This is a genomic window from Rhodococcus sp. NPDC058521, assembly GCF_042719695.1.
In the GTDB taxonomy this organism is placed as follows: domain Bacteria; phylum Actinomycetota; class Actinomycetes; order Mycobacteriales; family Mycobacteriaceae; genus Rhodococcus_F.
In genome coordinates this window covers 267,881-292,273 of the sequence record NZ_JBHXNL010000001.1, presented here as the reverse complement: position 1 = coordinate 292,273, position 24,393 = coordinate 267,881, and the positions used below count along the sequence as shown (strand labels likewise).

1 protein-coding gene (running past one end of the window) is annotated in these 24,393 nt (G+C 65.8%); it reads right to left on the bottom strand.

Features of this window, described 5'->3' with window-relative positions:
* Positions 1-24,393 carry the 5' portion of a non-ribosomal peptide synthase/polyketide synthase gene (locus tag ACFWO3_RS01305; protein WP_378572903.1) on the bottom strand. Its footprint begins 9,417 nt before the window's first position, so the window shows 24,393 of its 33,810 coding nt (coding positions 1-24,393); its start codon is at positions 24,391-24,393; the stop codon falls past the left edge of the window.

The following is a 24,393-nucleotide window of genomic DNA, read 5'->3' as shown; positions in this document are numbered from 1 at the left end:
GCCACCCAGGTCGAAGAAGCTGTCGTCGACGCTGATCCGCTCACGACCGAGCACGTCCTCGAAGATCGATGCGACGATCTCCTCCACCGGCGTGCGCGGCGCCTTGTAATGCTCTCCCGTCGTGCCGAACTCGGGTTCCGGCAACGCCTTGCGGTCGATCTTGCCGTTGATGTTGAGCGGCAGTTCGTCGAGCGGGATCAGTGCGGCGGGCACCATGTAACCGGGGACCGACTTGCCTGCGAACGACGCGACGTCGCGCAGGTCCAGCGTCGAATCCGACTCCGCGACCAGGTAGGCGACGAGCTGGTCGCCGGTGTGCCGGTCGCTGTGAACGACCGCAACTGCCTGTGCAACGGACGGATGCGCGACGAGGGCGCGTTCGACCTCACCGAGCTCGATGCGGAATCCACGAACCTTGACCTGGAAGTCGCTGCGACCCATGTAGTCGAGGTCGCCGTCGCGATTCCACCGAACGAGGTCACCGGTGCGGTACATGCGATCGCCACTACCGAAGGGGTCTGCGACGAATCGCTCGGCGGAGAGGTCGAACCGGCCGAAGTATCCCCGTGCCAACTGGTCACCCGCGAGATACAGCTCACCTGTAACTCCTACGGGAACCGGGTGCAGCCTGGTGTCGAGAACGTAGGTGCGGGTGTTCCATTCGGGCCGGCCGATGGCGACCGAACCGGCGATCTCGTCGCCGCACTCGTAGTACGTGACGCTGACGGCAGCCTCGGTGGGTCCGTACAGGTTGTGAATTTCGGCGCCGCTGACCGCGCGGAACCGGTTGACGACGTCGGCGGGCAGTGCCTCACCGATGCACAGAACCCGCCTGACCGACTCGATCTGCTGCGGCTGCGCAACCGACAGGAACGCCGACAGCAGCGACGGCACGAAGTGCAGAGTCGTCACCGACTCGTTCTCGATCAGGTTCGCCAGATACGCCGGATCCTTGTGACCGTCGGGCGTGGCGACGACGAGTCGTGCGCCTGCGGTGAGAGCCCACCAGAACTCCCAGACCGAAAGGTCGAACGTCGCGGGGGTCTTGAGGAGCACCGCGTCGTCCCCGGCGAGAGGGTACTGGCCCTGCTTCCAGCGGAGCTGGTTGGTGATCGCGGCGTGCGGAACCGCTACGCCCTTGGGGCGTCCGGTCGAACCCGACGTGTAGATGACGTAGGCGGTGTTGTCCGGGCGCAGCGGAGAAATTCGCTCCCCTGCGGTCATCGGCGCATCGTCGAACCCGGTGAGATCGAGTTCGTCCAGGGTGACCGTCTGCGCGCCGCCCGGCAGGGCCGAAGCGACCTGCGAGGTGGCGAGCACGCACACCGGCTGCGCACTCTCGAGAACGTATGCGGTGCGCTCGGCCGGATGATCCGGATCGATCGGCAGGTACGCGCCACCGGTCTTTGCGACCGCATACATCGCGACGAGGAGATCCACCGAACGGTGAAGCGCGAGACCGACGATCGTCTCCGGGCCCACCTGTATCGAGACCAGGTAGCGGGCGAGACGGTTGACCCGCGTGTCGAACTCGCGGTAGGTCAGGCGCTGGCCTTCGAAAACGATGGCCGGTGCTTCCGGCGCAGCCGCGACGGCGGCGTCGAACAGGTCCGGCAGCGTCGCTTCCGGCAGGTCGTGTTCGGTCGCGTTCCAACGATCGACGACGAGGGCGTGGTCTTCGGCGTCCAGCAACGGAAGATCACCGACCGGAGCATTCGGTGCCGCCACCGCAGCTCCGAGCACGCGCACGAACGCATCCGCGAACCGCTGCACGGTCTTCTGTTCGAACAGATCGGTGGCGAACGTGAACACACCGGTCATGTCCTGGTCTTCGGCACTGTCGCTGAGAATCAGGTGCAGATCGAACTGAGCGGCGTCGTTGCCGACCTCGAGCGGTGCCACGGTCAGATCCGGCAGCTCGAGAGTTGCCTTCGTCGTGTTCTGGAACGAGTAGCCCACTTGGAAGATCGGGTGGTGGGCCATCGAGCGCACGGGGTTCAGCACCTCGACCAGCCGCTCGAACGGCACGTCCGCGTGCGAGAAGGCGGCCAGATCGCTTTCGCGGGCCCGATCGAGAATCTCTGCGAACGCCAATCCGCCGTCCACCTGAACCCGCAGAGCGAGCGTGTTCACGAACATGCCGACGACGCCGTCCAACTCGCGCTCGCCACGTCCCGCGATGGGTGTGCCGACCGCGATGTCCTCGGACCCGGACAGACGACTGAGGAGCACGGAGAAGGCTGCATGCACGACCATGAACACGCTGGCGTTGTGTGCCCTGGCGATGGCCGCGAGCTGCTGATGCAGTTCGGAACCGACGGTGAACTCGACCCGTGATCCGCGCAGCGTCTGCTGCGGCGGACGCGGGTGATCCAACGGCAGTTCGAGCAGATCCGGTGCGCCGGCGAGAGTCTCGCGCCAGAAGTTCACCTGCTGGGTGAGCAGGCTGTCCGGATCGTCCTCACTACCGAGCAGCTCGCGCTGCCAAATTGCGTAGTCGGCGTACTGCACGGCCAGTGGTTCGAACTCGGGCGCATTTCCGGCGACTCGTGCCAGGTAGGCCGTCATCACGTCACGAACGAACGGCGCGAGAGATTCACCGTCGGTCGATACGTGGTGGATGACCAGGGCGAGCACGAAGTCGTCGGCGCCGAGCTCGAACAGTCCGATGCGCACCGGTGGGACGACTGCGGTGACGTCGAATCCGGTGGTGGCCATGGCGACGAGTCGCTCTCGCAACTCGTCCTCGCTCACGCATACGGGCGAGACGTCGAGCGGTAGCCCTTCCATCGGAAGGACGACCTGATGGGCGCCTTCCGCGGAATCCGGGTACACCGTGCGCAGGGTCTCGTGCCGCTCGACCACGTCGAACACCGCGGCCTGCAGTGCCTGCGAGTCCAATCGGCCGGTGAGCCGCACGGCCATCGGAATGTTGTATGCCGCGGAGTCGGGATCGAAGCGGTTGATGAACCACATTCGAGACTGTGCCAAGGAGAGCGGGATCCGATCGGGTCGCGGACCCGCCTTCAGCACAGGACGGGTGTTGTCTGCGCCGGTCATCTCGGCGACGCGACGCGCCAGCGCCGCGACGGACGGCGCCTCGAACAGCTCGCGCACACCGACGCGCGTGCCGACTGCCTGGCCGATGCGAGAGACCACTCGCGTCGCGCTGAGCGAGTTGCCGCCGAGGTCGAAGAAGCTGTCGTCCACACTCACCGAATCGGTGCCGAGCACCTCGGCGTAGATGTCGGCGATCATCTTCTCCGTCGGCGTCGACGGTGCACGGAACTCCGTGCTCGCCGTGACGAACTCGGGTTCGGGCAGTCGCTTGCGGTCGAGCTTGCCGATCGCGGTCAGCGGGATCTCGTCCAATGCCACGATGACTGAGGGCACCATGTACGGCGGCAGTGATTCCGCAACCACGGTCTGGAGCGCCTCGGCATCGACCGAAGAGCCTGTGGTCGGCACGACGTAGGCGACGAGCGCGGTCTGTCCTGCCGGGTCGGGATGCCCGACCGTCACCGCGAACTCGACCTCGGGCTGCGCGGTCAGAGCCGCATCGATCTCGCCGAGTTCGACGCGGAATCCGCGGACCTTCACCTGAAAATCGGAGCGACCCACGTACTCGACCTGATGGTCCGCGGTCCACCGCACCACGTCACCGGTCCGGTACATGCGAGCGCCCGCCTCGCCGTAGGGGTTGGCGACGAACCGCTCCGACGTCACCGACGGGCGGTTGTGGTAGCCGCGGGTGACGGACGGTCCACATATGTAGAGTTCACCCGGCACTCCCACCGGGACAGGGCGCAGCCGCGAATCGAGAACCAGCGATTCGACGCCACGAAGCGGCGAACCGATGGTGATGCGCTCACCGACGACTAGCGGGTCGGTGATCGTCACGATCACGGTGGTCTCGGTGGGACCGTAGGCGTTACGCATCTCTCGCCCGGGCGCCCACTTCGCAACCAGTTCTGGCTTGCAGGTGTCACCACCGACGACGACGGACTTGACCGAGTCGAGTCCCTCCGGATCGACCGTCATCAGTGCGGTGGGCGTCATGACGACGTTGTCGACCTGTTCACGGCGGATGAGGTCGGCCAGTTCGTCGCCGCCGAACACATCGGCGGGTGAAATGACAAGTGTGGCACCGGCACTGAATGCGGCGAGCAGCTCACCGACGGAGGTGTCGAAGCTGGGCGAGGCGACGTGCAGGAAGCGCGACTGCGCCGTCACCACGTACTGCTCGCGCACCTCACCCGTCAGGTTCGCGAGGCCGCGATGGGTGACGACGACACCCTTGGGCTTGCCCGTCGATCCGGAGGTGTAGATGAGGTAGGCGGGATGATCCACCGACAGCGTCGCAACCCGGTCGAGGTCGGTGACCGGGCCGGAAGGCTGTTGCGCGACCTCCGATTCGACCTCGTCGGTTCCGAGCACCAGCCACGGAACCGTGGTCGGCAGCTTCGAGTGGACGGCCCGAACCGTGAGGCCCATGACGGTGCCCGAGTCCTCGAGCATCTCGGTGACGCGTTCGACCGGAAGCTTCGGGTCGATCGGCATGTATGCGGCACCGGACTTCGCTATGCCCCAGATACCGACGATGGATTCGATGGACCGCGTGATTGCCAGTGCGACATAGTTCTCGGGCCCGACACCGTGATCGATCAGAGTTCGTGCCAACCGATTCGACTGCTCGTCGAGTTCCCGGTAGCTGAGCTCACGTCCCTCGAACGAGAGCGCGGTCGCATTCGGCTCGATGTCGACGCCCGACCGCAACAGGTCCGGCAACGTCTGCGGGTCGACCGAGCTACGGCCACGGACCGGCGCGAGAGCTGCCTTCTCCCCCGCATCGAGAATCTCGATGTCACCCAGAACGAGGTCGCTGTCCGCAGCCAAGGCCGTCAGGATTCGCGAGAAACGGTCGGCGAACGTACGTACCGACTTCTCCTCGAAGATGTCCGTGGAGTAGTCGAACTGGGCTGCGATCCCGGCAGGCTCCGCATCCTCGAACCGCTCTCCGAGGCTGAGCTGGAGATCGAACTTCGCCACGCCCAGTGGCGCCTCCATCGCCGAGATCTCCAGGCCCGGGAACGCCATCTCGACGTCCTCGTTGTTGTCGAACGACAACGCCACCTGGAACAGCGGTTGGTGCGCCGTGGAACGCGGGACGTCCAAGACCTCGACCAACCGCTCGAACGGAACATCACTGTGGCTGAACGCATCCAGGTCGGTCTTCCGAACCTGAGCGAGCAGATCGGTGAACGTGTCGTCCGGGTTCACCGAAGCGCGGAGCACAAGGGTGTTGACGAACATGCCGACGAGACGGTCGAGCTCCTCCTCACCGCGTCCCGCGACCGGCGTGCCGATCGCGATGTCCGACTGCGAGGACAGACGCTCGAGCAGTACCGCGAGAGCTGCATGGACGACCATGAACAATGTCGAATGCGTGTCTCGGGCGATGTCGAGGAGTGCTCGATGTGTCTGCGGATCGATCGTGAAACTGGTCGAAGCACCGCGCAACGACTGCACGGGCGGCCGCGGCCGGTCCGTGGGCAGTTCGAGAAGTTCGGGCACGCCATCGAGGGCTTTCGCCCAGTAATCCAACTGTCGTGCGACGAGCGACGTCGAGTCGGACTCGTCACCGAGGGCCTTGCGCTGCCATAGCGAGTAGTCCGCGTACTGGATCGGCAGCGGCTCCCAACCGGGTTCATCGCCCGCAGCACGAGCCGCGTAAGCCGTCATGAAGTCCGTGAACAACGGTGCCAGCGAGGCGCCGTCCGCGGAGATGTGGTGCACCACCATCATCAGCACGTATTCGTCGGTGCCCAACTCGAAGCATCCGACCCGAATCGGGACGGTTCGGGTGACGTCGAAACCTCCGGTCGCGAACTCCGCCAGACGATCGCGAAGATCCGCCTCACCGTCCACGGCGATCGGCGTGAGACCGGACACCACGTCGGCGGACGGCAGCACCACCTGGTGGGCATCGTCGCCTGCGACGGGGAACACGGTTCGCAGGGACTCGTGGCGCTCCACCACGTCGGCCCAGGCCAGGCCGAGCGCCGGGAGATCGACGGACCCCTTCAGCCGCACCGCCAATGGCAGGTTGTACGCGGGCGATGTGGTGTCGAACTGGTTGATGAACCACATTCGTTGCTGAGCGAGCGACAGCGGAATGCGATCGGGCCGAGGACCGGCCACCAACTCCGGACGTGCTTCGCCCGCGTCGGAATTCTGGTCGAGAAGTTCCGCGAGTTCCGCAACCGTCGGTCGCTCGAAGCACTCCCTGACCGAGAGGTTCACACCCGTGGCCGCACGCAGCCGGGCCGTCAGTCGGGTGGCGCTGATCGAGTTGCCACCGAGGTCGAAGAACGAATCGAGTGCGCCGACCTGTGCGGCACCGAGAACATCCGCGAACACTCCCGCAACGGCCTCTTCGGTCGATGTGCGGGGAGCGACGAATTCTGCGTGCGCGACATCGATCACCGGCGCCGGAAGGGCCTTGCGATCGAGCTTTCCGTTCGCGGTCATGGGCATCGCACCGAGCACCATGACGACGTCGGGAACCATGTAGCTGGTCAGGAATCCGCCGACGAAGTCCTTGATGTCGGCAGGCACCAGGTGGGCCCCTGCTTCCGGGACCACGTAGCCGACGAGCTTGTCGCCCGCGTCGTGGTCGACGTGAACGAGGCACACGGATGCGGCGACGCCGGGGGCACGCAGCAGCGCGGACTCGATCTCTCCCATCTCGATTCGGAACCCGCGGAGCTGAACCTGCGAGTCGCTGCGTCCCAGGTAGTCCAGCTGCCCTGCAGAATTCCAACGCGCGATGTCACCAGATCGATATAGGCGATCCCCGGGCGCACCGAACGGATCCGCGACGAATCTTCCGGCTGTCAGATCGGGACGATCGTGGTACCCACGCGTCAGCTGGCCACCCGATACGTAGAGCTCACCCTGGACGCCGGTGGGCACCGGACGCAGGCGGGAGTCGAGGACGTGCACTCGTAGACCGTCGATCGCGACGCCGACCACCGAAGCGGCAGCCGATTCCGCGAATTCGCGGTCGAGCGCGATGTGGGTGACGTGCACGGTGGTCTCGGTGATGCCGTACATGTTCACGAGCCGCGGCGACTGATCCGAATGCCGCTCGTACCACTTCGACAGCTGCGCGAGGTCGAGGGCTTCACCACCGAAGACGATGAAACGCAGTGCGAGATCGTCGGTTTGGTCCTGAGCCCGGTCGGCTGCCGACAGCTGATAGAACGCCGACGGCGTCTGGTTCAGCACCGTCACCTGTTCGCGGGCGAGCAGGGCCCGGAACTCGTCGGGTGAACGCGAGGTGAGGTAGTCGACGACCACCAGCCTGCCGCCGTACACGAGGGCGCCCCACAGCTCCCACACCGAGAAGTCGAAAGCGTATGAGTGGAACAACGTCCACACGTCCGTTTCGTCGAAACCGAACTCGGGGTGGGTCCTGTCGAACAACTGGACGACGGTCGAGTGCGGAACCATCACGCCCTTGGGGCGTCCTGTGGAACCGGAGGTGTAGATGACGTAGGCCAGATTCTGCGCCGAGAGCCGCGACGGACGTTCGTCCGCCGTGATCGGCCCCGAGTCACGTCCCTCGAGATCGGAGACCGTGTCCTGCGCGTCCAGCATCACCACGGGCACACCGGCATCCGGCACGTCGCCGGCATGCGCGAGAGACGACAGCACGGCAACGGGCTTCGCGTCCGAGAGCATGAACTCGAGGCGATCGGCCGGGTAGGTCACGTCGACCGGAAGATATCCGGCACCCGACTTCACGGTCGCGAGAAGTGCGACGACGAGGTCGGTGGTCCGATCGAGTGCTACCGCCACGAGAGAGTCGGGGCGTGCGCCACGAGAGATCAGAAGCCGAGCCAACTTGTTGGCGCGTGCGTCGAGTTCGCCGTAGGTCAGGGTCCCGTCGGCCGCAGTGACGGCCACCGCGTGCGGGGCGCGCGCTGCCTGGGCGTCGAACATGTCGACGAGGGTTCCACCGGAATCGGTGTCTGCCGCTGCGCCGGCTGCTGTCGCGTCGGCAATGACTCCGGCGAGCATGCCCGCGAAGGAATCTGCGAACCCTTCACCGGAGGCTCCGTCCAGCAGCCCCGGCAGCAGCGTGGACAGGGCAACCGTCACCGCGGCCTCGGGCCCGACGCCGACACTGCCCAGGGTGCGGGCGAGTTCGACGGACTTGTCCCTGAGCTGCAGGTAGGTGACCTCGATGCCGTTGTGCGACACCGCGACACCATCGGGGTTGATGGTGGCGGCACCGTCGAGCAGTTCGGGGAGAGACTTCGTTGCCGCCAGTTCCTCGGAGATTTCCTGAGACATCAGGCTCGATGCCGAGTCCTGCGCAGGCGCGGCGAGTGAAGACCTCTCCGCGTCCGTGAGGATGTCGATGTCACCGACGACGACGTCACCGTCTGCGGTCACCGCTTCCAGGACCCGAACGAACCGCTCCGCGAAGCCCTGCACGGTGGCCTCGTCGAAAAGGTCGGTGGCATACGAGAAGTAGCCGCTCATCCCGTTCGCGTCGGCACTCGCCCCCGTCTGCTCCTCGATGGCGACACCGAGATCGGTCTTGCTCGTCGTCAGACCACTGTCGAGAACCTCGATCTCGAGACCGTCGAGCTCGAGCTTGGGCCGCTCGAGGTTCTGGAAGCTCAGCATCACCTGTGCAAGTGGTGCGTATGCCGCTGTGCGCTTGGGTCGCAGCAACTCCACGACCTGCTCGAACGGCACGTCTGCGTGGCCGAAGGCCGTCAGATCCACCTCACGAGCCTGATCGACGAGCTCACCGAAGCGTGCATTCGGTTGGACGTCGGTACGGAGTACGAGGGTATTGACGAACATGCCGACCAGGTCGTCGAGCGCGCGATCGCCGCGACCGGCCACCGGCGTGCTGACGCAGATGTCGGCGGTGTTGCTCAGTCGTCCGAGAAGCACAGCGAGTGCCGTGTGCACGACCATGAACAGCGACGCTCGATGCTCCTGAGCCATGTCGTTCAGGGCAGCGTGCACGTCCGGGCGGATCTCGAACTCGACCAGTCCGCCGCGCGCACTGCGCACCGTCGGTCGTGAACGGTCGGTGGGCAGATCCAGCACCTCTGGTGCATCGCCCAACTTCTCGGTCCAGTAGGCGAGCTGCCTCGAAGCCAACGAACTCGAGTCGTCCTCCGAACCGAGGACCTTGCGCTGCCACAATGCGAAATCGGGGTACTGGACCTCGAGGGGAGCGAAACCGGGCTCGCGGCCATCGACGCGGGCACTGTAGGCGCCGAACAGATCACGTGCGAGCGGCGCCATCGACGAACCGTCCGCCGAGATGTGATGCACCACGACAACGAGCACGTGGTCCTGCTCGCCCAACTCGAACAAGGCGGCACGGATCGGAACGTCGGCGGTGACGTCGAAGCCCTCCGACGCCAATACGACGATGCGCTCGCGCAGATCCTGATCGTCACTCACGCGAACGGTGTCGAGGCTTCCCTCGACATCCGACGGGGCGAGTACCACCTGGTAAGGGCCGTCCACCGAGTCCGGGTACACGGTGCGCAGCGATTCGTGTCGTGCCACCACGTCCGCGACGGCGGCGCGAAGAGCGGCCTCGTCGAGTCGCCCGGTGAGCCGCAGCGCCAGCGGAATGTTGTATTCCGCCGACGCGGGGTCGAACCGGTTGACGTACCACATGCGTTGCTGCGCAAGGGACAGCGGAAGACGCTCCGGACGGACACCAGCGGTCACGGAAGGTCGCGCACCGCCGACGCCGAGAGCATCGACGCGCCGAGCGAGTTGCCCCACGGTGGGAGCTTCGAAGATCTCGCGCACAGAAGCGTCGACACCCAACGCCGCGTTGATCCGAGCCATCACCCTGGTTGCGGCGAGCGAATTGCCGCCGAGAGTGAAGAAGGAATCATCCAGACCGACTCGCTCGACTCCGAGCACGTCGGCGAACACCTCGGCCACCTGCTGCTCGGTGACCGTACCGGCAGCCCTGAACTCCCGTGTCTCCGAAACGAACTCGGGCTTCGGCAGAGCGCGGCGATCCAACTTGCCGACCGGTGTGAGCGGAATCGACTCGAGCGGAACGATCGTCGCCGGAACCATGTAATTGGGGACGAACTCCCCCACGTGATCGAGCAGACCGTCGACGTCGACGGCACTGCCGTTCACGGGCAGGACGTGGGAAACGAGGACACTGTCACCCGACGGCCCGTCCACGACCGAGGTCGTGGCGAAGTCCACGTCCGGGTGCCTGGCGAGGACGGCGTCGATCTCGCCGAGCTCGATACGGAAACCACGGACCTTGACCTGCTGGTCGGAACGGCCGACGTACTCGACGGTCAGCCCGCCGTTTTCGTCCTTGCGCCACCGGACGACGTCGCCGGTGCGGTACATACGCTCACCGAGATCGCCGTGTGGGTTGGCGACGAAACGTTCTGCCGTCAGCGGGGTGCGGCGGTGGTATCCGCGTGCCACACCGAGGCCCGAAAGGTAGAGGTCACCTGCGATTCCGACCGGGACAGGTCGCAGACGGTCGTCGAGCACGAGCGCGCTCGTGCCGCGGATCGGTCCGCCGATCGTGACGGGGCCGTCAGCCGCCATCGGATCGCTGATGTTGGTCATGATCGTGGTCTCGGTGGGACCGTAGCCGTTGAACAGCTTGCGGTTCGGCGCCCAACGCACTGCGAGTTCTGCGGGAACCGCCTCGCCACCCGCGATGACGTACTGGAAGTCGTCGAGGCCCGTCGGGTCCACGGAAGCCAGCGCAGAGGGGGTGACGAAGCCGTGCGTGACGCGCTTCTCCCGCAGGAACTTCGCGAACTCCGGTCCGCCGTACACGTCCGTGGGTGCGATCACCATCGTCGCGCCCGCACCGAACGCGAGAAGCAGTTCGAGGACGGAAGCGTCGAAGCTGGGTGACGCGAAGTGAAGCGTGCGGGATTGGGTGGTCACGCCGTATCGAGCACGCTGCTCCGCGGCGAAGTTCGCAAGTCCGCGGTGGGTGACGACGACCCCCTTCGGCTTACCTGTTGTTCCCGACGTGTAGATCACGTATGCGCTGTTTGCCGGTACCACCGGGCGTCGGAGTTCGTCCGGCGTGATCGCAGAGGCGGAGTACCCGGCACACGACGCCTGGAACTCTTCGCTGTCGAGAACGAGCCATTCGACGTCACCCGGCAGCCGGTCCATCTCGGCGGCGACCGAGAGGCCCAGTGCGACACCGGAGTCGGTCACCATGTGCTCGATGCGCTCGGGCGGATACTGCGGGTCGATCGGGACGTAGGCTCCGCCGCTCTTGGCGACCGCCCAGATGCCGAGAATCGACGAGATCGAACGGGTGATGCCGAGTGCCACGAAAGTCTCGGCGTCGACACCACGACTCAGAAGCAGACGTGCGATCCGGTTGGAACGCTCGTCCAGCTCGCGGTAGGTGATCGTGTCGTCGCCGTCGACGATCGCGATCCCGTCCGGGTTCGCAGCCACCGCAGCGGCCAGGATCTCCGGCAGAGTCGCCGGCGACACACCCTCGATGCCACGCACCGGGGTGAGCTCGGCAGTCTCCTGCGCATCGAGAATCGGGATGTCTCCGACGGCGACGTCCGTGTCGGCGGCGATGCCTTCGAGGATGCGCAGGTAACGGTCCGCGAAGCCGCGCACCGTGTCGGCGTCGAAGATCTCGGCCGCGTAGCCGAGCACACCCGTGATACCGGTGGGAGCACCGTCCTCGGACCACAACTCACGAAGATCGACGGTGAGATCGAACTTGCTGAACTCGACGTCGACCGCGCCGGGCGTGGCCTCCAATCCAGCGAACTCGAGGGCCGGAATCCCATTGACCTGGTGGGTGAGAACGACCTGCACCAGCGGCGAGTAGGACGTGGACCGCGTGGGCTGCAGTGCATCGACGAGCTGTTCGAACGGTACGTCCTGGTTGCTGAACGCCGCGAGATCCTGCGAACGGACCTGTTCGAGAAGACTCGAGAAGGTCGTCGCCGGCTCCACCTGGGTACGGAGAACGAGCGTGTTGACGAACATGCCGACGAGGTTTTCGAGGGCTTCGTCCCCGCGGCCTGCAACCGCCGTTCCGATCGCTATGTCGGTTGTCGCACTCAGTCGTGCGAGCAGAACCGCGAGGGCGCCGTGCAAAACCATGAACGTCGACACGTTGTGGGCACGCGCCACCTCGCCGATCCGGCGATGCAATTCGGCGTCCACCGAGAAGTCGACGAAGCCTCCGGCCATCGTGCGGACGGTCGGACGCGGACGGTCGGTCGGCAGTTCCAAGACGTCCGGCAGCCCTGCGAGTGTCGTGGACCAGAAGTCGATCTGGCGGGCACCGAGCGACTCGGGATCGTCCTCCGACCCGAGGGCCTGCCGCTGCCACAGGGCGTAGTCCGCGTACTGGAGGGGCAGAGCAGGCCAGGCCGGCTCCGTCCGGTCCTGGCGTGCGGCGTAGGCCAGCATCACGTCGCGAGCCATCGGGAGCGTGGAAGCGCCGTCCGAAGCGATGTGGTGGACGACCAGCACGAGAACGTGGTCACGCTCGTCGACACGGAACAGCCGGGCCCGGATCGGCATGGTCTGCGTGACGTCGAATCCGGTGGCGCCGAACTCGAACATCTTCGACTTCAGGTCCGACTCGGCGACCTCGACCGGCTCCAGGGTCAGCTGCGCCTGTGAGGCGGGCAGGATGACCTGATGCGCCCCACTGTCGGAATCGGGGAACACGGTGCGCAAGACCTCGTGCCGGGCAACCACGTCCGACAGCGCCCCGGCCAGTGCGTCGACGTTCAGGTCACCGCGCAAGCGCACGGTCAGTGGGACGTTGTAGGCGGGCGAACTCGGGTCGAACCTGTTGAGGAACCACATCCGCTGCTGAGCCAACGACAGGGGCAGCACATCCGGGCGTTCGCCGGCGACGAGAGCCGGGCGAGGCGCACCTTCGTGCGAACGCGCCTCCACGACCGCAGACAGTTCGGCAACTGTCGGTGCCTCGAACAGATCTCGGATTCCGACCTCCGTACCGGTCGCGGACGTCACCCGCGCCGCTACTCGGGTGGCGCTCAAAGAGTTACCACCCAGATCGAAGAACGATTCGTTCACACTCACCCGATCGGCTGCAATGACGTCACCGAATATTCCGGCGACGACCTCCTCCAGGGGAGTTCGCGGTGAGACGAATTCGACGGTGCTCGTGGCGAACACCGGCTCCGGCAGCGCCTTTCGGTCGATCTTCAGGTTCGCGTTGAGCGGCATCGCGCTCAGCACCATCAACGTGTCCGGCACCATGTACTCGGGCAGCACGTCGTGCAGACCGGCGAGCGTGGCCGGAGCGTCGATCTCCGAGCCGGCGGCAGCGGTCACGTACCCCACGAGCCTCGGTCCCTGCTCACTCTCGTGAACGACGACGACCGATTGCAGAATGTCCTCGTGTGAGGTCAGTGCCGCCTCGATTTCGCCGAGCTCGATGCGCAAACCACGGATCTTGACCTGGAAGTCGCTGCGACCCACGAAGACGAGCTTGCCGCCGGCGCGCTCACGCACCAGGTCACCGGTGCGGTAGATCCGTGCACCGGCCGGGCCGAACGGACTTGCCACGAAGCGCGATGCCGTGATCCCGAACATGCCGCCGTAGCCACGGGCGAGAACCTGACCACCGATGTACAGCTCGCCGGTCACCCCCGGCGGGACCGGCCGCAGGCGACCGTCGAGAACATGGAACTCGACGCCCTCGAACGCGGCCCCGAAGGGTACCGGCCACTCCTCGGCGTCCGCGGTGGACAGGTCCAGTTCGTAGGACGAGTCGGTCGCCGACGCTTCCGTCGGACCATACGTGTTGATCAGGCGTGTACCTGTTCCGACGAGTGCGGAGCACGCGGCCGGCCGGAGCTGCTCGCCGCCGACGACGACGATGTCGAGGGCGGTGAGTACTCGGTCCGCGTCGAGTTCGCTCAGCACCTCGAAAGCGCTGGGAGCCATGTTCGCGATCTGGATTCCGCCCGCGCCGATTTGACGAAGGATCGGCAGCGGGTCGAAGCCGGGCTCCGCGAGGTGCATGACTCCGCCGTAGGCGACACACAACCAGATGTTCTTCTGTGTCTGGTCGAACAGCGGCGAGTTCGCGACGAGAACGCCTGTGCCCTCGGCGAAATCGAGTTCGCGGCGATACCACTGGTACGTGTTGGACACACCGATCATCGGAACCATGGTCGGCTTGGGCCGCCCGGTGGAACCGGAAGTCGAGATCACGTAAGCGAGCCGCGAGCCGGCCTGCGGATCCTGCCAAGGATCGTGGTCGGGATTCGCTCCGTCGTGCTCCTCGAGGCGACGAATCGTGGTCGCATCGTCGATGACCACGACTCCGTCGAGAACCTCGTTACCGAAGGGCGCTTCGGCCAACCCGGCCCACCCGCTCGTCGCCACGACGGCCTTGGTGCCGCTGTCCTCGACGAGACCGACGATCCGATCGAGTCCCCACTCCTGATCGAACGGCGAGTATGCGGCGCCGAGCTTCCAGGCTGCGATCATGCCCACGACCCACTCGACCGAGCGCGGCACCAGAAGTGCGACGACATCGTCGGGCCCGACTCCCCGCATCGCGAGTTCACGGGCGAGCTGGTTGGCGCGACGGTTCAGCTCACCTCGGCTCGTGGTGACGCCACCGGCGACGACGACCGGAGCTTCGGGGTTCGCCTCCACCGACCGCTGCCACAGCACCATGAAGAATTCGAGTGGCCATCCCGAGGCACCTGGGCCCTGCTCGGCCACGGCGACGGGCGCCGGCTCGGGAGCCGCGATCTCGATGTCACCCACGAGAGCGTGGGCGCCGGCGATCACCTTGTCGAGGATCGCTCCGAAACCGTCCTTTCCGTCCGCCGACGGCGGGGCCATCATGATGGTGGGCACCAGGCCGGACAACACCACGGAAACAATTGCGTCGGGCGCCATACCGCGCTCGGCGAGCGGTCCCGACATCATGCGGAGCCGCTCGTCGAACTCGCGGTAGGTCACCTGCATGCCGTCGTGCGCAACGGCCACCGCATCGGGTGCGACGTCGACGGCTGCGGCGAGAAGCTGCGGGAGCTCGCGCACGGTCATCGTTCGGGCAGGCCTTGCTTCGCTCAACTTGGCTCTCTCGTGCTCGGTGAGAATGTCGATGTCGCCGACAGCGACGGAAGGCTCGTTCACGACGGAGTCGAGAATGCGTACGAATCGCTCCGAGATCCTTTCGACCGTGGCGCGTTCGAAAAGATCGGTGGCAAAGGTGAATCGGGCACCGAGTCCTGCGGGCGCACCGTTCTCGTCGTTCTTCTCGGTGATCGTCAGCGTCAGGTCGTACTTGGCGCCCTGTGCCATGTCCTCGATCACCCGCACGGTCAGGCCCGGCAGTTCGAGCGCACCGATGGGGTTGTTCTGGAACGACAGCATGACCTGGAACAACGGCGAGTGCGCGGACGAACGCCGAATACGAAGAGCTTCGACGATCTTCTCGAACGGAACGTCGGCGTTACCGAAGGCCGCGAGGTCGCCTTCCCGCACGCGGGCGAGAAGTTGTTCGAACGAATCGCCGGCCGCGACCGAGGTTCGCAACACCAGCGTGTTGACGAACATGCCCACCAGATCGTCGAGAGCCCGATCGCTACGAGACGCAAGCGGCGTACCGATGGTGACGTCGTCGGTGCTCGCGATCCGGGACAGCAAGGTGGTCAACGCCGCATGGGTCACCATGAACAGCGATGCACCCGCGGTTTTGCCGATCGACTCGAGCCCTCGGCGCAGTTCTGCGGAGATCTCGAAATCGATCGAGTCACCGATCATCGACTGCCGCGCGGGCCGAACGTGATCGAGCGGGAGGCCGATGATCTCCGGGGCACCGGCCAGCGTGTCCGCCCAGTGCGCGATCTGCTGTGCGGCAACCGATTCGCTCTCGGTAGGATCACCCAGCACCTCACGCTGCCAGAGCGCGAAGTCGGGGTACTGGACGGGCAACGGCGACCACGCGGGCGGTGCACCGGCGGTGCGCGCGCTGTACGCCACCATGACGTCGCGTGCCAGCGGCCCCATCGAAGCGCCGTCCGCGATGATGTGGTGCACGACCAGGACGAGAAGGTACTCGGTGTCCGAGGTTGCGAAGAGTCGCACGCGCAGCGGCGGGGCCGCCGTGACGTCGAATCCCTCGGTGGCGAATTCGACGAGGCGAGACTGCAGTTCGCTCTCGGCAACCCGCACCGGCGTGAGGTCGAAGCTGATGGCGTCGGCTGCGAGCACGTCCTGGTATGGCCCGTCCTCGGAGTCCGGGAAGACCGTACGCAGCGATTCGTGGCGCTCGAGGACGTCCACCACGGCGGCGGACATCGCCTCGATGTCCAACGAGCCGGACAGACGCACTGCGAGCGGAATGTTGTAGGCCGACGACGAGGTGTCGAACCGGTTCATCAGCCACATGCTCTGCTGCGCCATCGACAACGGCACCCGATCCGGGCGCGGCCCGGCCACGAGTGCCGGCCGATCCGAACCGGAGCCCGCACGTGCGGCGACTTCGAGGGCCAGGCCCTCCGTGGTGGGCGCCTCGAAGAGTTCGCGCACACCGAGCCGCATTCCACCCGTCGCGTTGAGGCGTGCCACCACCTTCGTTGCGAGAAGTGAATCGCCACCGAGTTCGAAGAACGACTCCGTGACGCTCACCGAACTCAACCCGAGCACCTCGGCGAACGCTGCCGCCACCAGTTCTTCCTCGGCCGTGCGAGGCCCGACGACCTCACCCTGCATCGAACCGAAATCGGGTTCGGGCAGCGACTTGCGATCGAGCTTGCCGGCAGTGGTCAGCGGAATCTCGTCGAGGGCGAGGATCGCGCTCGGGATCATGTGCGAAGGCAGGCTCTCGCCGAGGAAACGGCTGACGTCCGAGTCGTCGAAGGCAGCGGCCGATCCGGGCAGCACGTAGGAGACCAGAGCGGTCGCTCCGGATGGCATCTTCGCACCGACGGTGACCGCGAATTCCACGTTCGGATGCCGAACCAGGGCTGCGTCGATCTCCCCGAGCTCGATGCGGAAGCCGCGCACCTTCACCTGGAAGTCGCTGCGTCCCACGTATTCGACGCCGTAACCGGACCGGTGGTGCGAATCGTCGACGAACCGCACGACGTCACCCGTGCGGTACATCCGAGACCCGTTGCCGCCGAAGGGGTCTGCGACGAAGCGCTCGGACGTCAGGGCCAGACGCGCGTGGTATCCGCGGGCCAGACCCGGTCCTGCGATGTACAGCTCACCGGACACACCTTCCGGAACAGGTCGGAGCATGTCGTCGAGAACGTAGACGGTGACGCCGCGAACCGGGCCGCCGATCTCGATGCGAGCACCCGGAATCATCGGGTTGCTGACATTGCTCATGATCGTGGCCTCGGTGGGGCCGTAGCCGTTGAACATACGCCGGCCCGGAGCCCAGCGCTCGACCAGTTCTGGCGGGCACGCCTCGCCACCGACAACGACCACTGCGAGGTCGTCCAGGCCTGCGGGATCGACGGAGGCCAATGCAGCCGGGGTGACGAAAGCGTGGGTGACCCGCTCGTCCCGAAGGAATTCCTTCAGTTCGTCGCCGCCGTACAGATCAGCCGGAGCGACGACCATCGTTGCGCCGCAACCGAACGCGAGAAGCAGTTCGAGGATCGAGGCGTCGAAGCTCGGCGAAGCGAAGTGCAGTGCGCGAGACGCAGGAGCCACGTCGTAATGGGTGCGCTGTTCCGCAGCAAAGTTCGCAAGACCGGAGTGGGTCACCACCACACCCTTGGGGAGACCGGTCGTGCCCGAGGTATAGATGACGTATGCCGTGTTGTCGACGGTGGGCTCGGCGATGCGGTCTGCTGCCTCGATCGGAGCCGCCGATCGTGACTCGACTTCTGCAATGCCCGCTTCGCTGTCGACGGCGAACCATTCGACGCTGCCCGGAAGCTCGTCCTCGAGACCGCGGACGGTCAGGCCCAACAGTGCCTGCGAGTCCTCGACCATGTGAGTGATGCGGTCCGACGGGTAACGCGGGTCGACGGGAACGAATGCGCCGCCGGTCTTCGCGACCGCCCAGATCGCGATCACGGACTGCAGCGAACGCGTGATGCCCAGCGCCACCGACACTTCGGGGCCGACACCGCGGTCGATCAGGACTCGGGCGAGCTGGTTGGACCGCTCGTCGAGTTCGCGGTAGGTGAGCTGCGTGCCGTCCGCAACGATCGCCACCAGTTCGGGGTCGACAGCAACGGACTTCGCGAACAATTCGTGCAGCAGCAGGGTCTCGGCGTCTTCGACACCGACGACGGAGGTGAGTGCGGCTCGCTCCTGCGACTCGAGGATGTCGATGGAGCCCACGGCGGCGGCCGGTTCGGCCACCATCGCGCCGAGTACCCGCACCACTCGGGCCATGACTCGCTCGACCTCGTCGGCGGTGAACATGTCCTTGCGGAACTTGGCGGTGAGATGGAGGCGCGGATCGGTCATGGCGACGATCGCGAGCGGATAGTGAGTCGCGTCGTTCGACGTGACGTCGAGGACACGAAGGCCCTCGATGTCGCCACCCTTCGTGAGCGCCTCACGATCGAGCGGGTAGGACTCGTAGACCATGAGGGTGTCGAACAGCGTGCCCTGCCCGATCGCCTGCTGGATGTCGGTCAGGCCGACGTAGTGGTGATCGAGAAGCCCGGTCTGTTCACCCTGGATCCGCTCGAGCAGCTCCGCGACGGTGACGGTTGCATCGAAACGAACTCGGACCGGCAGCGTGTTGATGAACAGACCCAACATCGCTTCGATACCGGGAACCTGCGGCGGGCGACCGGAGACCGTTGTGCCGAACACGACGTCGTCGCGGCCCGTGAGTCGCCCGAGAACGATGCCCCACGCAGCCTGCACGATCGTGTTGAGCGTGACGCCCAGCTCGCGTGACCGCTCGGTCATCGCGTCGAGCAACTCGTCGGAGAGGTCGACGGTGAGGTCGCCGGACTCGTCGTCCACCGCGTGCTCGCGGGCCGCCTTAGTCTCGACGCCGTCCGACAGGAGAGTCGGGCCCTCCACACCGTCCATGGCCTGCGCCCAGGCGTCGACGGAGCTCTGCACGTCGAATTCCGAGAGCCATTCCAGGTAGCTGCGGTACGGGCGCGGTTGCGGCAGCGCCCGCGCATCTCCGCCTGCCGCATACAGGGTCAGCAGGTCCTGGATGAGAATGGGAAGCGACCATCCGTCCAGCAGGATGTGGTGGTTCGTGATCGCAAGCCGGTACCGGTCCTCGTCCAAGCGGACCAACAGGAATCGGACCAACGGCGGCGCAGTCATGTCGAACCGATCGGTGCGGTTCTTCTCGACCAGCCGGTCGAGCTCCGCATCCCTTTCGGCTGCGGACAAGCTGCGCAGGTCCGCGTCCTGCCACGGAACCGACACATCGTCCACGACGATCTGCACGCCTGCGGCGGCTTCGTCGAGCAGGAACGCCGTGCGCAGGTTGGGGTGCCGCGCGACGAGTCCTTCTGCAGCACTGCGCAATCGGTCCGCGTCGATGACGCCGCCGAGGTCCATCACAAGCTGAGTCGTGTACACGTCGGTCTCGGCGCCCGCGAGCGACGCGTGGAACAGCAAACCGAACTGAAGGGGCGCGAGCGAATACGCGTCGACGAGCCCCGGGTACGTCACTTCGAGTTCGTCGATCTGGTTCTGATCCACCGAGACGAGATCGAAATCGGACGGAGTTCGCCCACCGGCACCGGGCTTGGCCGCATACTCGGCGATTCCTTCGAGCGCGCGGGTCCACAGCGCGACGAAGGATTCGACGTCGGTGCGCCCCAGAGCGCCCGCCGGATAGTCGACGGTCGCGGTGAGCCGCTGCTCGCCGTGGACGTCACCGACCATCGCGTTGATGTCGAGCGCGAACCGCATCGGCATCGAATCGTTTCGAGTACCGGTCAGCTCCATCGCGTCGGTGTCGGGCAGCCAGGCGACGTCACGCAACGCCTCGGGGATGTCCCCGGTGGAGACACGTCCGAGGTAGTTGAAGCTGATCTGCGGAGTGGGCAGGCCCTCGAGAACTTCTGCGGTCTCGCGGTTCAGGTAGCGCAACAGGCCGAATCCGATACCGCGATTGGGTATCGCGGCGAGTTGTTCCTTGACCGACTTGACCACCTGGCCGGCCGCAGTGCCGCCGGCCAGCGCATCGCGCAGATCGACCCCGTCGGTGAACAGGCGGACCGGGTACATGCTCGTGAACCAGCCGACCGTACGAGCGAGGTCCGCGCCGGGAAGCACCGACTCCTCACGACCGTGTCCCTCGAGGTGAACGAGAGCAGAGTCGTGCACGGTTCCGGCCGTCGCACGCCACTGCGCGACGGCCAGTGCCAGGGCGGCCAGAAGACCGTCGCTCACACCGCCGTGGAACGCGGCGGGCACGACGGTGAGGAGCTTTTCGGTGACCTCGGCGGACAACTCGACCTCGGCCCGCGAATTGGCTCCGACGACGTCACGCTCGTCGAGTGCGCGGTCACCGATCACGGGGTCCGCCCCGGTCAGAGTGTCCCGCCAGAAGTCGAGTTCACCCTTGCGCGCATCGTGGTTCGCGTCGTCGAGCAGTCCGTGCGCCCAGCGGCGCAGCGACGTTCCACTCTGGGCGAGGGCCGGGTTGCGGCCGGCGGCGACCTGCATCCACGCGGCACCGAAATCGGGAACCAGGATGCGCCACGAGACACCGTCCACCGCGAGGTGATGGATGACGACGAGCAGTCGCGCGAACGGGTCTTCCCCATCGGCGCCGGTGAACCAGACGAATCGAACGACCTCCCCCGCTGCGGGATTCAGTCGGTCGACGGTCCGCTCGTACGCGGACGAAAGCTCTCGCTCGAACTCGTCCGACGCAGCGCCGCCTTCGATCTCCACGTGCTCGAGAAGGTCGGCGATGTCGGCGGAACCGGCGGCGGCCGTTTCGAGCACCCACTCGCCGTCGGAGTCACGGGTGAGCGAGAGCCGGAGCGCGTCGTGGCGGTCGATGACCGCGGCGAGGGTTCGGAGCAGGCCCTCACGATCCACTCCGTCGGGGAGAGCCAGCAGCACGGACTGGGAGAAGCGGTGGAAGTCGTCGCCCTGTTCCGTCATCCAGTGCGCGACCGGCGTCAGGGGCATCGTTCCGATTCCTGCCCCCGGCAGTTCCTCGAGGACGTGAGCGGGTGCGGCATCCGCGCTGAACACGGCGACCTCGGCCAGCGAAGCGACAGTCTTGCGTTCGAAGACCTCGCGGGCACTGAACAGGACACCCGCTTCCTTCGCCCGCGAGACCAACTGGATCGAGACGATGCTGTCACCACCGAGCGCGAAGAACGAAGACCCGACGCTGACGCGTTCGATCCCGAGAACCTCACAGAACAGGGTTGCGATGGTCTCTTCCATCACGGTCCGAGGTGCGATGAACTCGTCGTCGTTGCCGGCGAACACCGGTTCCGGCAAGGCCTTTCGGTCCAGCTTGCCACTGGCGCCGACGGGCATCTCGTCGATGACCATGATCGCGTCCGGCACCATGTATTCGGGAACTGCGCGGCCGACGGACTCCGAGAGCACGGACACGTCGACGTCGTTTCCTGCCTCGGGAACGACATAGGCGACGAGTCGTTGCCCCAGCGGGCTGTCGTGCACCACTGCAACCGACTGGTAGACGGCGGCGTCGGCCACCAACGCAGCCTCGATCTCACCGAGTTCGATACGCAGACCGCGAACCTTCACCTGGAAGTCGGTGCGGCCGATGTATTCGATGTTGCCGTCGAACCGCCACTTCACGAGGTCACCGGTGCGGTACAGACGGGAACCGTCCTCGGCGAACGGGTTTGCGACGAATCGTTCCGCAGTCAGATCGGTGCGGCCTTCGTACCCTCGTGCGGTCTGGGCTCCGGACAGATAGAGCTCACCCGCAGCACCGATCGGTGAGGGTTGAAGGTGGCCGTCCAGCACGTACGCCTGAGTGTTCCAGACCGGCCTGCCGATGGAGGGCACTGCCTCACTGCCGGCTTCCACTTCACCCGCGGTCGCATGCACCGTGAACTCGGTCGGCCCGTAGAGGTTGTGCAGGCCGGCGTCGCACACTGCCCGGAACGACGCGGCGAGAGCAGCGGGAAACGCTTCGCCTGCAACGAGGACGACACGAAGACCGGCGAGTTGATCGCGGTTCGCGTGCGCGACGAACACGCTCAACATCGAAGGGACGAACGACGTCGCCGTGATCCCTTCGTCCTGAATGGTCTTCGCGAGGTAATCCGGATCGCGGTGACCGTCCGGGGACGCGATCACCAGGGTGGATCCGGACGCCAACGCGGAGAACAGTTCCCACACCGATACGTCGAACGTGACGGGAGTCTTCTGCAGCACCACGTCGTTCGTGTCGAGCCCGTAGGTATCCGCGACCCACGCCACCTGGTTGAGCACTGCGGCGTGACTGACCGCAACACCCTTCGGTCGGCCGGTGGATCCAGAGGTGTAAATGACGTATGCCGGATTGTCGGCATGCAACGGCGCGTGGCGCTCGCCGGCACGTATCGGGCTGTCGTCGGCCCCTGCGGGGAGCATCTCGAGGTCGATCACCCGGACGCCCTCGGGGAAGGTCGATCCGTCACGGCCGACCGTGAGAACGCACAGCGGCGCAGCGCTCGCGAGTACGTACTCGGTGCGCGAAGCAGGGTGGTCCGGATCGAGCGGGACGTATGCGCCGCCGGCCTTGAGGGTCGCGTACATCGCGACCAGCAGGTCGATGGACCGCCGGATCGACAGTCCGACCTTCACCTCGGGCCCGACACCCATTCCGATGAGTGTGCGGGCAAGCGAATTGACCCGGCGGTCGAAGGCCGCATAGTCGAGCCGCTCACCTTCGAACACGAGCGCCGTTGCTGCTGGGGTCCGTGCGACCTGCGCATCGAACGCGTCGAGTACGGTCGCCTCGGCGAAGCCCACCGAGGTGTCCGCAACATCCACGGCCGCACCGTTGAAGCCGTGTACGACCTGCTCGTGTTCCTCCTCGCTCATTCCGGCGAGAGCTGCGACCGGGGTGTCGTCTCCTGCCGACAGGAACCGGGAGAAGAACTCGAAGAACCGATGATGGTGCCGATCGAGTTCGTCTGTCGTGTAGAGGTTCGGGTTGGCCTCGAAGTCGATGTGGATCTTGCTACCGGCGACACCCTGATAGATGTTGAGAGAAAGATCCTCCACGGGCCCGGTGGTGAGAACGTTCTGATGTCCCACCACGGATCCGAGCTTGATCTCGTTGTGGAACATCATGATGTTCACCGACGGTCCGAACAGTCCACGCTGTCCCTGCCCGGCACCTGCGTCGCGCCGGATGTCCTCGTGCCTGTACCGCTGACGCCGCAGTGCACCCGTGAGCTCCATCTGGGCGCTGGTGACCAGATCGGACACCGTCATCTCCGGCGTGATGTGCAGTCGAAGCGGAACGATGTTGGACACCATGCCGCCGGAGCGCCGCAGTGCAGCGGTCGTACGCGCGGACACCGGAAGACTGAGCACCACGTCGGTGGTATCGGTCATCCGCGACAGATAAGCAGCGAACGCCGCAACGGTGACGGGTGCCGAGCTCGAGTTCCGTGCGGCGACGGCAGAGTCCAGCAGATCCGAGGTGGCCTCCGGAAGCGCCCTGGACGAAACCCTCGCGAACGAGCCCACACGTGCCGCACGCCCGGCAAGGCTCGGCGCATCCGGCAGGTGAGCCGTACGTTCGGCCCAGTATTCGCGGTCCTTGACGAATCGCTCGGAAGACCGATACCGCTGCTCGTCCTCGACGATCTTCACGAGATCTTCGGCCCTGCCTGCCGGCGGCTCCTCGCCCTCGATCAACGCCGAATAGATCTCGGCGGTTCGTGCCACCAGTGCCATCGCGCCGAATCCGTCGATCGCGATGTGATGAATGCGGCAGAACCAGTAGTAGTGGTCCGGGCCGAGGTGCACAAGGTAGACGACGACCAGCCGATCTTCGATCAGGTCGACGGGCGCACTGTACGTACTGCGCATCCACTCCTGCGCGGACTCGGCGGGGTCGGAGTCCTCACGGAAGTCGACGTACGTGATCGCATCGTCGAGCGCCTTGTCCACATACTGGTACGGAACTCCGTCGACCTCGACGAGCCGCAGAAATCCGGAACCGAATTCGCGTCCGGTGCGTTTGCTCGCCTCGGTGAGAACATCGAGGTCGATGTCGCCGCGCAGTTCGATGTACTGAGCGATCGACAGCGGGACGTCACCCATCCCGTGCTGCGCGAACCAGATGCCGCGCTGTGCAGCCGACAAGGGGAAGGCTCCATCCGGAGCCCCCGCGTTATCTGCTACAAGTCCCGACCCCAA